Below are 15,928 nucleotides of genomic sequence, written 5' to 3' on the forward strand. Positions count from 1 at the left end.
AGCATGCTACTACCCTAATGCCACTAGCTATTAGGGAAATGTTAAGCATTACTTCGCCCAAACAACAAGCGTACTTAGATGGATAAGTAATACCAATAAATAGTTGAAAAAGACGAGCCGAGCTTTATCCTAATAAACGAGCTACATATTTGGTGATAGCATTGTCTAATTTGGTTTTATTTTTATGGAGTGGTAAACTTGATAAATTCAAAACTTTGATACCTGCAGACACCAAATTAGCAGTCCATACATAATGATTGAAGCGGAAGGCGGCGACTCCTGCCGGAATAGCATGAGCTGAAAGCCCCGCAGGAGCGAGAGCTCCGAGGAGATTGAAGCCATGCCGGCGGAAAGCGTCCGCCTGAAGCGAAAATCATAGTGAACCCTTAATAGGGCAACTTACCGCGCAGTTTCCCTATACTGATCGACAATCATAAAACTTATAATTCCTTAAGCCATAAAAAAGCAGAAGAAGAAAATATCTAATTTCCTTCCCCTGCTATATTTTTCATACTTACTGAGCAGTGCCATTTTTATTTTTTATACGTAAGTAATAACTCTGTGAATTGGTCTGGTGTTTTAGATGAATCTGCCGTAAATTGTTTATCGATTATTTCCTCTTTATATTTTACTAAATCAGATAGTGTATCCATAAAACTTTTCGTTGTTAAGTGCTCTTCTTCTATCTTTAGTGCATATCCTTTATTTTCGAAAAAGTTAGCATTCAACACTTGATCTCCTCTACTTGCATGAATCGATAAGGGGATTAACAGCATTGGTTTTTTTAACTCCAGGAATTCAAATATAGAATTTGATCCTGCACGACTTATTACATAATCTGATATCTTTAATAAGTGAGGTAATTCATCTGTTACATATTCAAATGCGATATAATTAGGCTTACCTGTTAATGTTGCATCCAAATTTCCTTTTCCACAAAGATGAATAATTTGGAACTTGCTTGTTAAAGCATCGATATTTTCTTTAATCACTTCATTAATCTTAGCGGAGCCTTGGCTTCCCCCCATTATGATTAATGTATCTTTCTCAGCTTGAAAGCCTGTCAGTCTTTCGGCAACTTGCTCATTACCAAAAAATAAATCGGGACGTATGATAGCTCCAATAGAAGATGCTTTTTCTTTTGGCAAATAGTTTAGTGTTTCTTCAAACACTGTAAAAATATGTTCCGCAAAAGAAGATGCAATCTTATTTGCAAGTCCTGGTGTTAAATCGGATTCATGGATTACTACCGGGATATTTGCAAGCTTTGCGGCGATAGCAACCGGAACTGAGACGAACCCACCTTTTGAGAAAACGATTGACGGCTTTACTTTTCTTAGTATACTTAATGCTTGTAATGTACCGTATAATACTTTAAATGGATCGGAAAAGTTTTTTACCGAGAAATATCTTCGTAGCTTACCATTGAAATCGAATGATAAGGTAATGTCGGAAAATTTTCTTGAATAATTGTTTTTTCGATACCATCATATGAGCCAATATAATGGATTTTATATCCTTTTTTTATTAACTCAGGGATAATTGCTTCATTTAACGAAACGTGACCAGCAGTTCCCCCACCCGTTAATACGATTGTGTTATTATTCATTCATAATCTCCTAACTATTTTAAAACTTAAAGGATGTATGCCAAAATGCATGAAACGAAATCACTACCCGAAAAAAGTAAATATATGATTAAAATTGTTGTACCTATCTTAATCACACAAGTCGCACTTTATTTAATGACCTTTTTTGATATATTAATGACAAGTAAATATAGTATTGATCATCTAGCAGGTGTTTCTATTGGATCCTCCATTTGGGTTCCTGTCTATACCGGTTTAACTGGTATATTAATAGGCATTACGCCCATTGTAGCACAATTTATCGGTGCAAAAAGATAGAAGATGTACGAACCTTTGTACAACAAGTTTTTATATTGCTATATTTCTAGCGTTTATCGTTTTTCTGGGAATATTATTGTTAATCGATCCAGTATTGAATTTAATACCCCTTGAAGATAGTGTACGCTTAGTCGCTAAGAAATATTTATATATGATGAGTATTGGTCTTGTTCCCTTATTTTTATATAGTGTCCTTCGTTCCTTTATCGATGCTTTAGGGAAGACAAGAGTTTCCATGTTTATCACTTTATTATCGGCGCCGATTAACATCGCTTTAAACTATGTGTTTATTTACGGGAAGCTTGGCTTTCCTGCACTCGGCGGAGTTGGTGCCGGTCTTGGATCTGCGGTTACTTATTGGCTAATTCTAATTATCGCAATCATCATTGTTTATAAAAATAAACCGTTCTCAGAGTTATTGATCTTTAAATTCTGGCGTAAACCATCTTTTGCAAAAATGGGTACGCTAACTAAAATTGGTGTACCGATAGGATTGGCGCTTTTCGCTGAAACAACTATTTTTTCAGCTGTAACCATTCTGATGAGCAAGTATTCGACCGAGGTCATTTCTGCTCATCAAATAGCCATGAACTTTACTTCCCTTCTTTACATGATCCCGCTTAGTATAGCGATGGGAGCAACGATTTTAGTAGGTCATGAAGTGGGAGCTAAACGATATAAAGATGCGAAAACCTATAGTTGGTTAAGTGTAGGAACAGCCGTATTTTTCAGTTTTATCTCTTCTTCTATTCTGTTAATATTCCGAGAACTGATCGCCGCTCTTTATACGGACGATCAATATGTAATCTCGTTAACAGTGCAATTTTTCTTGTTTGCAGCGCTTTTCCAATTATCAGATGCAATTCAAGCACCCGTACAAGGTGCATTACGTGGATATAAAGATGTAACAGTCACGTTTATCATGGCTATTATCTCTTACTGGATTATCGGACTGCCTACCGGATATTATCTAGCTACTTATACTTCTTTTGAACGTTTCGGCTACTGGATCGGATTAATAGTCGGACTTACAGTTGGAGCCATTACACTTGTTACTAGACTCATATACTTACAAAAAAGAGTAACAAAAAACGACGCTTAAATGCGTCGTTTTCTATTTATTATTTTTCGTTGAATTTATAAATACCCATAACAAAAAGGCTTCTACTATTTGAAATAACCTGTGGAAATTATAACTGGTCACAATCAATATCGACTCATTCCAAGTAAACTTGCTTTTTTGAGAACTAGTTGCTATCATCGGCAATTTGGTTGCTTTCCAACTAGAATTAATTGCTTTGAATGGTCGGTTGGTTGCCCTTAGCCATTTATTGGGTATATACAGTAGTAAAGCTGTTTATTTTAGCAAGTCAATCAAGCTAGTAGCGTTTTATAATTTTCGAAAGGATTAAAAAACTACCAAGTTATACTATCTTGGTAGTTTTGTTTTATTTATTTTCCGATGAACTGTTGTGTCCAGTAGTATCCACTATCCGATAAACCTACTCCTATGTGTGTGTACGATGGATTTAAAATATTTGCTTTATGACCTGGCGACGCCATCCATGATTTTACAACTTCTGCTGCACTACGTTGACCTCTTGCAATATTTTCACCTGCAGATTTATACGTCACACCAAAAGATTTCATTTGATCAAATGGAGAACCGTATGTTGGACTCGTATGAGAGAAATAGTTTTTGTTTTTCATGTCCTGTGATTTTGCTAGAGCTGATTGCGCTAGCTTTGTATCAATTTGTAAAGCTTTTAACCCCGCTTTTGCTCGTTCTTGATTGGTTAAATCTACTACTTGTTGAATTGCAGCTGGTACTTGCACTGAATCATTGTTTTCTTTAGCTGGTTCTTTAACTACTGGTGGAGTTACTGGTGTTGCTGGTTTTTCTGATACTGGTGGTTTTACAGGAGTTACTGGTTTTTTTACTACCGGTGCTTTTTCAGTGACAACTGGCTTCTTAACAACTGGCGCTTTTTTAACTACTGTTGCTTTCTTGATAACTGTAGGTTGTTTAGCTCCATTTATTACTTTAATATTAAGTGTTTTTAATTCTTTATTAATAATATTCTGAATTTCTACGTTATTTAAATTGTAATTATACTGAGACTGCCATTGATACGTAACGTATGTATTTGCCTCCGGAGTAGTTTGTGAATTTCCAGTTGTCATTGCTGCTTCTGCATTATTAGTTGATAGTAACAATCCACCTGCAAGTAATCCAACGATAATTGAATGCTTTTTCTTCATTTTCATTTCCTCCTTCTTTTGTGCCTCTTTATTGTAAACACTAAATCAGAAGAAAAATTCGAATAAAATATTCCAGTACAACCAATTAAAAAGAAAATGCTAGTATAACTAATGATTTTAGCAATTAAATTGGATAACTTAACCACTATACTCAAATATTACGATTTATCCTCTGTTGACAGATTAATATAAAACCCTCGTTATCGATAGATTTGTTACAAAGACTCTTTGGAGAATAATAAAAACAGACAATAGATTCAGAATAGCAAAAAACCTACCAAGTTATCAACTTAGTAGGTTCGAATAAATTATTTTCCGATGAATTGTTGTGTCCAGTAGTAACCACTATCAGATAATCCAACTCCGATATGTGTATAAGATGGATTCATGATATTTGCTTTATGACCTGGTGATTCCATCCATGCTTTTACAACTTCTGCTGCACTGCGTTGACCCATTGCAATATTTTCTGCCGCTGCATTATACGTAATACCAAAAGATTTCATTTGATCAAATGGTGAACCGTATGTTGGACTTGTATGAGAAAAATAGTTTTTGTCTTTCATATCTTGTGATTTTGCTTGGGCTGATTGTGTAAGCTTTGTATCAATTTGCAATGCTTTCAATCCTGCTTTAGCACGTTCTTGATTGGTTAAGTCTACTACTTGTTGAATCACTGAAGATACTTGTCCTGCTTCCGTGTTTTCTTTTACTGGTTCTTTCACTTCTGGCGTTGTTACGGGTGTAGCTGGGTTAACTGGAGTAGCTGGTTTTTCTGCTACTGGTGTTGATTCTTTTTCAGCCGGTTTTTCAACTACTGGCGCTTTTTCTTTTTCAGCTGCTGGTGCTTTTTCTTTTGCAACTGGCTTTTGATCCTCTTGGACTGTTTTAGTGTTGAGTGATTTCTGTGCCTCTAGTAGTTCCTTCTTAATAGTCGGCTCTAGATTGTTTAGTTGCTCATTGACTAGATTTTGAATATCTAAGTTATTTAAATTGTAATTATACATAACGTTAATCGGAGACTGCCATTGATACATAATGGATGTATTTGCCTCGGAAGTAGTTTTTGAATTTCCAGTTATCATTGCTGCGTCAGCTGTATTCGTTGAAAGTAATAAGCCTCCTGCAAGTAATCCAACCATGATAGAATGTTTTTTATTCAATTTCATTTCCTCCTTCTTTTGTGCTCCCCTATTGTAAACACAAAAATAGCAGAAAAAATAGAATAAAATATTCCAGTAAGACCATTTTTAAAGAAAATGTTATTAGAAACGACTGTTTTAAATGCTTAAATTGGATAACTTAACCACAATACTTAAATTTTACGTTCTATCTTCTGTTGACAGATTTATATATTCTTCTTTATAGACATGCTCTAGTAAGTTCTTATCTTCCTCTGACAACGTGCTTATGCATATTCTGTCCAAAGCAAGTTTCAACTTTTTTTCTGGTGATAGCCTTGCTCTTGGATGTGTAAATTCATCTAACAGTTGGGCTTTTATTACTTCACGTATTTGTTCTTCGGATTGAAGTTCAGTAGTAAATTTACGATCCTTATATAAGGTACGGAATGCTTCAATCATTTCGTACCTCTCCGATTATCCCTAATTTGTCCACTTGATCTCCTATAATTACAATTTCAGGAGACATTTTCATATATTCCGGAAGCCACTGTACCATACCATAAGCATATTGGAATAGAAATGGATTTTTATGTCCCTTTAATGGAACATATCCTTTCATCCGATAAATAGTAACCGGAAGCTTTCGAACCCAATCTTCAAACGCTTCTTGATCTACTGGTCCTTGAAATTTATGCAAGCGGGAAGAAAGAGAGAGTTGTTTTCCAATCGCTGCTTCTTTAACCTCTTTTTCATGAAAGGTTGCTTCCATGTTTTTTAACAGCTTTATAGGAATTTTACTATTCGATGTTTGTATGATAGGTGCTTCATCATTTAACGCTTGTATTTGCATCGTAACGTTTAAAATTTCTGCGTCGGTAAGTAAATCTATTTTGTTTGCTACTATTAAATGTGCGTGTTTAATTTGCTCGAAAAAGAGCATTCTTGTTTGCGGGGTCATTTTGTCTCGGTCTAACCATCTTTTGCAATCTGCAACCGTAATAATCCCTTTCATGTTAAGTCTACTTGCAAACAAAGGAGAAAGAACTGCATCCATCGCTTCAACAGGATGTGCAGCACCGGTTGTTTCAATCAATAACACATCAAACTCTTCACCTTCTAGAAGCATTTGGAGCTGTGCCTCCATCTTCTCTGAGCCTGTACAGCAAATACATCCTTCTAACATTTCTTTTAGTGGAACCCCATCATCAACAGCTCTGCTGTCAAAAGCAAGCTTTCCTAGTTCGTTCATGATGACGGCAGGTTTTAGACCTTCTGTTTTAAATTGCTCGATTAAGTGAGATAGAAGGGAAGTTTTCCCGCTTCCTAGAAAACCACTTAATAAATAGACATCTTTCATCTCTTTTGCTCCTTTATACGTGTTGAAAAAGCTGACCAAAATGGCCAGCTTTTTTACTTGTTTAATAGCTCTGTAACTACTTCTTTTGCTTTTAACAATTGTGGATCGTCCTTGACGATTTTTTCACGAATTTTATCCATTAAAACATAAGTTGAATCGCCAACCAGTTTACCAGTGACTTCAAGCTTGTTGTCTGCTTGAAACTTTTTCACTGCTTCGGTCATTTCGGCATCAAAATTACCATCTATTTTTCCTACTTTATAGCCAATAGCTTGAAGCATTTCTTTCGCGTTTTGAACAGCTTCGGAAGACTGGTCTTCTTCTAGTGTTGTAGACGGATCGATAGGCGATAACATGGCATAGCTTGGATATTGCACCTCATAATCTGGCACAATTCCTTTATCATGAATCCAATTACCTTTAGGAGTCAACCATTTTGCAGTAGTAATTTTAATATTCGACCCATCTGGTAAATCATTTACAGTTTGAACTGTACCTTTACCAAATGAGGTTAAGCCTACTAAAGGAACATTCGCTGATTCACTAAGTGCACCTGCTAAAATTTCCGATGCTGAAGCACTTCCCTCATCGATAATAACACTTACTGGAACGTCTACTCGCATGCCTGGAGTGGCTGGCGTAACCATCTTATCTCCTTTGTCCTCAATTTGAAGAATTGGTTTTCCATCTTCCACAAACAGGTTGGAAATATCGATTGCAGTGTCTAGACGTCCACCTGGGTTTTGTCTAACGTCTAGTACTAACGCTTTCATACCTTCTTTTTTCATTTCATCAATGGCAGTAAGCAGCTCATCATACGTATTGGTAGAAAAGCTTGAAATAATTATATGTGCAACTTGATCATCTATCATTTCTGCGTAAACTGTCTCAATAGGAATTTCATCCCGCACAATTTTGACATCCATCGTGGCATTTTCCCCACGTTTAATGGATAGTGTTACTTCTGTTCCTTTATTCCCTCGAATTAATAAAACAGCTTCAGAGGCACTATATCCTTGAATATCTTTCCCATCTACTGCCATAATCTTATCATTCGGTAAAACACCTGCTTTTTCAGCAGGAGAATTCTTAATCGGAGATACTACCGTAATAATCCCATCACGCTCTTGTATTTCAGCTCCGATTCCTTGGAAGCTAGAAGAAATACTTTCATTAAACTGGGAAGCTTCATTTTCATTCATATAATCGGAATAAGGATCTTCTAATGCATCAATCATTCCGTTTATTGCACCGTTAATAATTGCTTCTTCATCTATATCCTTATAGTATTCTGCTTCTAGTTTGTCATAAGCCATATACAACTTAGAGAACTCCGAGCGTTCTGAAGGTGGTATTATACGATCCACCACTTGTTCTTTCCCCCAGGTCAAGTAAAGCATGGTAAGTGCAACAGTTACGATAACTAGGGATAAAATGGTTAACAGAAAAACAAATGGTTTCATCTTAATGTAACTCGATGGTTTTGTTTCTTCTATACGTTTTGGTTCTTCGTTGTTTTGCTGTTGTTCATCCAAATTTTTCACCCTTTTCATAAAAAACTGATTATCTTTTTAAAAAAAGACTGCCATGATTGACAGTCTATTCTCACTTTTTCTATTAATCCTGGATGGCTGCTTCTAATGCAACAACGACCATGTCATTGAATGTTGTTTGACGCTCTTCGGAAGAAGTTGCTTCCCCAGTAATAATATGATCGCTCACCGTTAAAACAGAAAGGGCTTTGCGTCCAAATTTAGCTGCTAATGTATATAGCGCTGCACTTTCCATTTCAACTGCAAGCACTCCATAATCCGCCCATTTTTCATTTTGCGCGTTTTCGTTATAAAATAGGTCTGCTGTGAACACATTACCTACTTTTAAGTTTAAGCCTGCATCTTTACCTGCATTATATGCTTTGTACAATAAGTCAAAATCTGCAGTTGGAGCGTAGCTTACGTCATTTAACAATACTTTGTTCAAAGTAGAATCTGTTGAAGCACTTTGTGCAAGAATTACATCACGTACTTTCACATCTTTTTGAATAGCGCCACATGTACCTACACGGATTAGTTTTTGTACATCATAGTCATTCATCAACTCATGAACATAAATAGAAATAGAAGGAACTCCCATTCCTGTACCTTGAACTGAAATTCGTTTTCCTTTATATGTACCAGTATATCCGAACATATTACGAACCTCGTTATACTGAACTACATCCTCCAAAAATGTTTCCGCGATATATTTCGCGCGAAGCGGATCCCCTGGTAGTAAAATTGTATCCGCAATCTCACCTTTTTTTGCACTAATATGAATACTCATTTAAATAACCTCATTTCTATATATGCATCGGCTTAATAATACCGTTTTTTTAGCATAATTGCAACGAACAAGCTACTTATTCCCTTCTATATAATACTCCCAAAGCTCATCAAACATGCTTGCCGTTAAATCTGGGTGAGCTAATTCTTCAATGTACTCTGATAGAGCCTGAAAAGAAGTTTCTGCTTTTGGAAAATCATGTTGCTGGAACATACTTTCTGCAAAGCGAGATTTATTATCCTCCTTATGGCCCCCACGATATTTTAATGCAAATATATAAAAAGACTTGTTCAACTTAATCTTCCTCCTTTAGTCCTAAGGACATAGAATATTCATAAAAATGTAGATAATATATCATAAAACAAGTAAACTAAAAAGTAGGACTATGTAACACATCAAGAAGGGGTTGGTTTCATTGGCAAAGGGTGTTAAACAAAAGAAAGCCTCGATACAATGGCTTAAACAAAAAAGAAGGAAAAAGAACAACCAAATAACAAACAAGGATAATGCTTTGTCCCTCTTTAAGAAAGGTAAAAGGAATACTAAAGGACCTAAAACAAAAACTAATTCAAATATCTTTCAGTCCATCCGTGGACGGGTCTTATTAATATTTTCAGTATTAATCATTATTTTAGTTTCCATGCTAGTTTTAACTTCTACTAAAATGTCTTCCTCACAAAAAGCATTTGAAGTTTTTACAAACGTAGATATGAAAGAACAAATGATGGTCAATAAAATCGCAACAGAAATAGCTCAGCTTGCAAATGCAGAGCAAAGTTATGTCATTACAGGTAAAACAAATTATAAGACAACTTACAGACAAAATAAAGATGCGATTGTTACACACTTAAAAGAATTGCATCAAACTTATAAAAACCGACCGGAGGAACTACAAAAAATACAATCTATCGACCAATTTTTTATGACTTATTTACAATATTCGGAAAGAGTAATCGAATTAAGAGATTCACAAGGTATGGAAGCAGCGCAAAAAATCATCAACGCTGGTAATGGTAAAACAGCAATGAGTTATGTAGATGTACATATTGCCGCGATGAACGAATTACTAGCTAAAAATAATGCGGAACAAATTGCTCTATTAAAGAAAGAAAATAATAACGCACTTTATTTATTTGTTGCTTTAACTGTGTTTTCTGTTCTATTAACCCTATCATTTGGAATTTATCTTTTCTATTCGATTAAAAGAAGCACATACTCAATTAATCGTTCCATTTTGGAAATAGCACAAGCTGGTGGAGATTTAACGAGACGGGTAAAGATACGCACGAAAGATGAATTTTCAGAAATTGCAGAAAGCACTAATACTTTAATAGGGTCCATTGCAGATTTAGTCAAACGAGTTAGTATGCTTACAGAGAACGTGTCTGCAAGTGGACAAGAGTTAATGGCTTCATCTGATGAAACAGCTGTAACGATTCAATCTATCGCGGATACGACAAATGAAATTGCAAGAGGTAGTGAACATACGATGCGCAGTATGACTGTTGCTATTCAAAAAATGAATTCTTTGGAAGAAGCGACAAGATACTTGAACAGTGATGCCCAATCGGTAAAAGAAGCTACAGATCAAATGATTGAGGCTGCACAAAAAGGTAGTAAATCTGTTCAGCACTCCTCTCAAGTAATGATGAATATTGAAGAAACAATGGCCAATACTTCTCAAACAGTAGAGGCTCTTGGGACTAAATCGTATGAAATTACGTCCATCATTAAAACAATCACAGCAATTGCTGAACAAACAAATCTACTCGCATTAAATGCCGCGATTGAAGCTGCTCGAGCAGGAGAACATGGTAGAGGATTTGCAGTAGTAGCAGATGAAGTACGAAAACTGGCAGAACAATCTCGAAACGCCGCAAAAGAAGTTACAGGAATTGTCACATCCATTCAAAACGAAGTGATATCGATTGTAAAGCAAAATCATGAAGGAGTAGAAAACGTTATTAAAGGCGTAGAAGTGGCAAATGAAACAAACGCTTCTTTAGGACAAATTATGAAACAAACAAATGATACGATTGCAATTATCGATAAAATGGTGAACCAAATTGGAGATACGCTTAACTTTAGCCAAGAGGTTGCAGCCTCTTTTGTAGAGGTCACTCAAATTGCTGAGAATACAGCATCTAATACCGAAACTTCGGCGGCAGCAGCAGAGCAAGGCTCCGCTGCGATGGAAGAAATCAATGCATCCGCTATTGAACTCTCGCATCAAGCTGATGAGCTAAGAAAAGTTGTTAATGAGTTTAAGCTATAAATAATAGAGATACTCCCTTGAGTTCTTCTTTCACTCGGAAAGTATCAAGATTATATGAAAGAGCCTTCTAACGTAAAAGAAGGCTCTTGTTTTTATTATTAATTTAATTGACTATTAGCAATATGTTTAATTTCTTGAATAACCAACTGCACATCATTTTCATGGTTAATCGTTAACAAGTGATCTGCTTCTCCTTTGATTGGAACCTTGACATCCTCACTTTGCTGCCGACGGAGGACTTCGTCAAAAGTTAATGCAGTTCTTAATACCGATGTGTCACGCTGGCTATTTCTAACTCGTTCTTTAAGTATATTATCTGAGATATTGAAATTTACGATGATGCTTGTAAACTTTTTGGCATGAAATAGTTCAAGTAATTGTATTCTTCCTTTTTGATTGCGATTTGAATTACTTAAAATGAGATGACAATCGGTCTCATTAATTGCATAGTTCACAATGGTTTGCGTAATAGAATGTTTAATCACGTTAGGTCCATTTTCAGGTAATAATTTTTCATAATAAGTGTGAAGAAATTCAGCGTGATTATCTTGATCGATGACCACTGAGTTCAGCATCTCTTTTTCTAAGGCCTTAGCAAATGTAGTTTTACCACTATGGGTTTTACCTACTGTTAATATAACTAACCTATTCACCTATGCAACTCCCCCTGCTTTATGTATGCTTAACTTTACTATTTATCCATTTCATTTTGATTTTTTACCTATAAAAAAGTACAAAAAAGCAATGCTTTTTTGTACTTTCCTAGCAAGTTATTTTAGGAATAGCTTAATTTCCTTAAAATAACTTCAAGTATTCTTCATAACCTTCTTCAACTAGTTTATCTTTTGGAACGAAACGCATCGAAGCTGAGTTTATGCAGTAACGAAGTCCGGTTTCTTCTTTCGGTCCATCTGGGAAAACATGTCCTAAATGAGAATTGGCCGTTTTACTTCTTACCTCTACTCGTCTCATTCCATGACTGTCATCGAACTTTTCGACTACTTCCTGCTCTTCAATCGGTCTAGTAAAGCTTGGCCAACCGCAGCCTGCATCGTATTTATCTTTTGAATGGAATAATGGTTTACCTGAGACAATATCTACATAGATTCCTTCTTCAAAATGCTTGTCATACTCATTTTGAAATGGAGGTTCTGTTCCATTTTGTTGTGTTACATAATATTGCATATCTGTTAGTTTTTCTTTCATTTGAATACCTCCCGCATTTTCTCTACAAACGCCGCTCTTCCAGAACCGACAAAGTATCGATTATAGTGTGCTGGATTTTTCTTATAGTAGTCTTGATGGTAGTCTTCTGCTGCATAAAATGTAGTAGCAGGTAAAATTTTCGTAGCAATTGGCACGGAGAATTTACCGGATGCATTTAGTGCAGCTTTTGTGTTTTCCGCTTTTTCTCGTTGTTCTTCAGAATGATAGAAAACGGCCGTTTGATAGGATGAACCGCGATCAAAAAATTGACCGTTGTCATCTGTCGGATCGATATTCATCCAAAAGATATCTAATAACTGATCATAAGAAAACTTTTCTGGATCGAATGTAATTTGGACCGCTTCATAATGTCCCGTAGCATTCGAGCACACCTGCTCATAGGTTGGATTCTCTACATGACCGCCTGTATAGCCCGATTCTACTTTTTCTATGCCCTCATATGAGTCAAAAGGCTTGACCATACACCAAAAACAGCCTCCTGCAAAAGTAGCTTTTTCCATTGTTTAGCACCTCATTTCGATGGTATGACTATTTCTAATGTTATTATATCTTCCTCTAAATTCAACTCTTTTGCTCGCACGTGAACACCAGAGGACATCGGAATATTCGCTAGCTGAATATGTACTTCCTTTTCTGTAGGCATGACTACAATCCATTCGGGCAGGTCAATCGAATCGCGCATCAATTTTAACACAGCTTCTGGCTGCAGTTTCGCTTGACCTACCTCTAAGGAAGTTTGCTCTAGCCTAATATTCCCTCCCTCTTCTACGTACGGCTCAAAAAACATTTTAATAGGAAAATTGAGTGAGAAGATAGTTAACTCAGAAGATAACACTATTTGATCATCGACCGTTAGTTGTATAGGTAGTGGCTTGCCTTTCATCGCTTTTTTTAAATAAGTATTAGCGATGCCTTCAAAATCTTCTTTTGTTGCATGAACCGTTAAAACATTACCCCCCGGGGCAGCTTTCGGCTCTTCTATTGGCATAGTTTCCGCTGGAGATGTTACCCAATATAGAAAAGTTCCTATACTTCCTAAAATAACAAGCAGCAACAAAAAGAATGCGATCTTCCATTTATTCATTTAAACAACTCCTCAAAACAACATTTCCCTATTTCGCTCGTCAATTAAACCACATTCTTCTAAAGAATTGACTAAAGCTTCTTCAATGAGTTCGTATCCTCTACTATTTGGATGAAAAAAGTCCGTATGATACACTAGATTCGCATTCGTCACAAAAAGTTGATCGATTGGTACAAAACAAGCATTTACATCACTCTCTGCCATCGATTCAATGCTATTATTCCAATCTGCTAATATCTCATCCAATTCACTTTTCTCATCCGTTACTGCAGTAATAGGATTGTAAAGACCAAGAAGAATAATAGGGGCGCTACTATTAATCTCTCGAATTTCCTCTAATATTTGATCGTAATTTTTTTCAAACTTCACTAATTCTTTATCAAAAGCTTCTACACGAAGATTAAATAAATCCTTCTTCACTACTTTCATCATATCATTACCACCGATGGTTAGCGTAATAATATTCGCTTTTCGAAGCTGATGATCGATTTCTCCGGCTTTTAGCATTTTTAATAATTGATCACTACGACGTCCTCTTTTCGCAGTATTGGTTAAAACAACCTCTTCTATTCCTTTATATTGTGAAATTTCTTTTTGCAGTCGACCAATATATCCTGCTCCTTGTAATTCGTCTCCCACACCTTGTGTAAGTGAATCTCCAAGTCCTACAAGCTCAATCGTTCTTGGAAAAAAAGAAAAAGGAATAACGTATTCTTCAAACAGCACCGCTTCCCTTTCGGAGAAGCTTACTTCCTTTAACTCACTTGGTGTACAAGCGGATAGCATAAGTATACATAAAAAACTAACAAGATATTTCATTCTAAACCCCTTTATTTATGATTAAAGGCAGGGAATCTTCTTTTCCCTGCCTGATCACTATTCTGTCATATACATAAATCCAATAGCACCAGGACCTGTATGTGTACTAATTACAGGTGAGGTAAACGACATTTGAATCTGCTTAAAACCAGATTCCTCAATTAGGTTTTTTAATGGGGTAGCCATGGAAAATCCATTTGCATGGGAGATGCCGACCGCCTTTACAATTTTCCCTTTTGTGTCTTTCACAAATTCATTAAACAAATAATTGACCACTTGTTTATGGCTTCGAACTTTCGCAACAGGTGTATATTCACCGTCTGTTAAACTCGCAATTGGTTTAATGGAAAGTAAAGATCCGAGCATTGCTTTCCCTTTCCCGATGCGACCACCTTTAACCAAATTATCTAACGTATCTACTACGACAAATAATTTTGTTTTGACACGGGCTTCTTCCAACTTTTTTATAATATCTTCAACTGAATGATTATCTGCGGCCATTTTAGCTGCTTCCTCCACTTGAAAACCTAATGCAAACGAAATAAATTGAGAATCCATTACCGTGACGTCAGATGTAGACATTTCAGCTGCTGCTTGAGCAGACTTCACCGTACCGCTCATAGCTCCTGTCATATGAATAGAAATAATTCGATCGCCACTGGCCCCCAGCTCATCATATAGCTCTTTAAAAACGCCTACTGGTGGCTGCGATGATTTAGGTAATTCATTGGAAGTGGCCATTTTTTCTAAAAACTCTTCTGGATGAATCGTAACGCCATCTATATATGAGTCTCCGTCTATATGAATGGAAAGTGGCACAATGTGAATATTATATTGTTTGATCAGCTCGTCTGTTAAATCAGCTGTTGAATCTGTTACGATATGTACTTTAGGCACTCTATCTCTTCCTTCCTCTATACGTATTATTATAAGAAGAAGTACTGCCCCTTGTAAACTTATTTAATAGCGATATACTTCACTATATGAATAAAAGAAGGATATTTGAACAATTTGATGGAAATTGTTCAAATATCCCAACGATAAGTTATTGGCTTTCCTTTTTTTCATACACCAAATACACATAATGAATCCCTTCGGCTGTTTCCATTTTTTCCGAAGTGTCAACTAGGACCCACTCCTCACCATACGGCGGGAAAAATGTGTCCCCTTCAAATGATTGCTCTATAAACGTCACATATAAGCGATCCGCTTTTGGCAAAATTGCTCGGAAAATTTGTTCCCCACCAATAATCATCACTTCTTCATGATAGGATTTTGCTAAGTCTACGGCATCTGGCAAATTAGTTACTACTTCTGCTCCTTCGGCTTTGTAGGAAGGATTTCTCGTAATAATTATATTTTTTCGTCCCGGTAAAACGCGACCAATGGATTCGAAGGTTTTTCTTCCCATTACGATAGCTTTACCCATCGTTTTTTCTTTAAAATAAGCAAGATCTCCTGGAATATGCCAAGGCATTTCGTTATTTAGACCAATTACTCGATTAGGATCATGCGCTACGATTAATGAAATCATTTATTATCTCCCCTTTGT

17 protein-coding genes and 1 pseudogene are annotated in these 15,928 nt (G+C 36.2%); 3 read left to right on the top strand and 15 right to left on the bottom strand.

What is annotated here, in order from left to right:
* Nucleotides 1-533: 533 nt before the first annotated feature.
* Nucleotides 534-1,609, bottom strand: a pseudogene (locus OR571_RS18325) (undecaprenyldiphospho-muramoylpentapeptide beta-N-acetylglucosaminyltransferase).
* 45 nt (nt 1,610-1,654) lie between these two features.
* Between OR571_RS18325 and OR571_RS18330 the strand changes: the two are divergent.
* Nucleotides 1,655-1,906, top strand: coding sequence for an MATE family efflux transporter (locus tag OR571_RS18330; RefSeq protein WP_282244897.1), 252 nt, complete (start codon nt 1,655-1,657; stop codon nt 1,904-1,906).
* The gene (locus OR571_RS18335; protein ID WP_282244899.1) at nt 1,893-3,008 is read left to right on the top strand and encodes an MATE family efflux transporter; all 1,116 of its coding nucleotides are present in this window, start codon (nt 1,893-1,895) and stop codon (nt 3,006-3,008) included. The genes OR571_RS18330 and OR571_RS18335 overlap by 14 nt, the downstream gene beginning before the upstream one ends.
* A gap of 350 nt (nt 3,009-3,358) precedes the next feature.
* On the opposite strand, the gene OR571_RS18340 is transcribed toward OR571_RS18335, so the two are convergent.
* The 7 genes from OR571_RS18340 to OR571_RS18370 all read right to left on the bottom strand — a co-directional run bounded on the left by OR571_RS18340 (nt 3,359) and on the right by OR571_RS18370 (nt 9,265).
* Complete coding sequence (locus OR571_RS18340) at nt 3,359-4,168, bottom strand: CAP domain-containing protein (RefSeq protein ID WP_282244900.1); 810 nt, start codon at nt 4,166-4,168, stop codon at nt 3,359-3,361.
* Nucleotides 4,169-4,476: 308 nt separating this feature from the next.
* Complete coding sequence (locus OR571_RS18345) at nt 4,477-5,331, bottom strand: CAP domain-containing protein (RefSeq protein WP_282244901.1); 855 nt, start codon at nt 5,329-5,331, stop codon at nt 4,477-4,479.
* Between the two features lie 159 nt (nt 5,332-5,490).
* Nucleotides 5,491-5,751, bottom strand: coding sequence for a hypothetical protein (locus OR571_RS18350; RefSeq protein WP_282244902.1), 261 nt, complete (start codon nt 5,749-5,751; stop codon nt 5,491-5,493).
* Entirely contained in the window at nt 5,744-6,649 is a 906-nt protein-coding gene (locus tag OR571_RS18355) for a CobW family GTP-binding protein (protein WP_282244903.1), read from the bottom strand. Before OR571_RS18355 ends, OR571_RS18350 begins: the two co-directional genes overlap by 8 nt.
* 53 nt (nt 6,650-6,702) lie before the next feature.
* The gene (locus OR571_RS18360) at nt 6,703-8,202 is read right to left on the bottom strand and encodes a lmo1851 family serine protease (RefSeq protein WP_282244904.1); all 1,500 of its coding nucleotides are present in this window, start codon (nt 8,200-8,202) and stop codon (nt 6,703-6,705) included.
* A gap of 64 nt (nt 8,203-8,266) precedes the next feature.
* Nucleotides 8,267-8,971 carry a purine-nucleoside phosphorylase gene (gene deoD / locus OR571_RS18365; RefSeq protein ID WP_282244906.1) on the bottom strand — a complete coding sequence of 235 codons (705 nt, stop codon included), beginning with the start codon at nt 8,969-8,971 and terminating at the stop codon, nt 8,267-8,269.
* Nucleotides 8,972-9,043: 72 nt separating this feature from the next.
* A complete protein-coding gene (locus tag OR571_RS18370) occupies nt 9,044-9,265 on the bottom strand; it encodes a YozE family protein (RefSeq protein ID WP_282244908.1) in 222 nt (73 codons plus the stop codon).
* Between the two features lie 121 nt (nt 9,266-9,386).
* On the opposite strand from OR571_RS18370, the gene OR571_RS18375 reads away from it, so the two are divergent.
* Nucleotides 9,387-11,246, top strand: coding sequence for a methyl-accepting chemotaxis protein (locus OR571_RS18375; RefSeq protein ID WP_282244910.1), 1,860 nt, complete (start codon nt 9,387-9,389; stop codon nt 11,244-11,246).
* A 98-nt stretch (nt 11,247-11,344) separates the two neighbouring features.
* Here the strand turns inward: OR571_RS18375 and OR571_RS18380 are convergent, their stop codons facing one another.
* From OR571_RS18380 to OR571_RS18410, 7 genes are all read right to left on the bottom strand, one after another.
* Nucleotides 11,345-11,899, bottom strand: a complete 555-nt coding sequence (locus tag OR571_RS18380) for an AAA family ATPase (protein ID WP_282244912.1) — start codon at nt 11,897-11,899, stop codon at nt 11,345-11,347.
* 142 nt (nt 11,900-12,041) lie between these two features.
* Nucleotides 12,042-12,452 (bottom strand): peptide-methionine (R)-S-oxide reductase MsrB, encoded by a 411-nt coding sequence (gene msrB, locus OR571_RS18385; RefSeq protein WP_142537053.1) that lies wholly within the window; start codon nt 12,450-12,452, stop codon nt 12,042-12,044.
* The gene (gene msrA / locus OR571_RS18390; RefSeq protein WP_282244916.1) at nt 12,449-12,973 is read right to left on the bottom strand and encodes a peptide-methionine (S)-S-oxide reductase MsrA; all 525 of its coding nucleotides are present in this window, start codon (nt 12,971-12,973) and stop codon (nt 12,449-12,451) included. The genes msrB and msrA overlap by 4 nt, the downstream gene beginning before the upstream one ends.
* A gap of 11 nt (nt 12,974-12,984) precedes the next feature.
* Entirely contained in the window at nt 12,985-13,557 is a 573-nt protein-coding gene (locus OR571_RS18395; RefSeq protein WP_282244918.1) for a YpmS family protein, read from the bottom strand.
* A 12-nt stretch (nt 13,558-13,569) separates the two neighbouring features.
* On the bottom strand, nt 13,570-14,376 hold the full coding sequence (locus OR571_RS18400) for a GDSL-type esterase/lipase family protein (RefSeq protein ID WP_282244920.1): 807 nt from the start codon (nt 14,374-14,376) through the stop codon (nt 13,570-13,572).
* A gap of 57 nt (nt 14,377-14,433) precedes the next feature.
* On the bottom strand, nt 14,434-15,273 hold the full coding sequence (locus OR571_RS18405; RefSeq protein WP_282244922.1) for a DegV family protein: 840 nt from the start codon (nt 15,271-15,273) through the stop codon (nt 14,434-14,436).
* 148 nt (nt 15,274-15,421) lie between these two features.
* Nucleotides 15,422-15,910 carry a dihydrofolate reductase gene (locus OR571_RS18410; protein ID WP_282244924.1) on the bottom strand — a complete coding sequence of 163 codons (489 nt, stop codon included), beginning with the start codon at nt 15,908-15,910 and terminating at the stop codon, nt 15,422-15,424.
* Nucleotides 15,911-15,928 lie beyond the last annotated feature (18 nt).

It is taken from the genome of Psychrobacillus sp. NEAU-3TGS (assembly GCF_029955155.1).
In the GTDB taxonomy this organism is placed as follows: Bacteria; Bacillota; Bacilli; order Bacillales_A; family Planococcaceae; genus Psychrobacillus.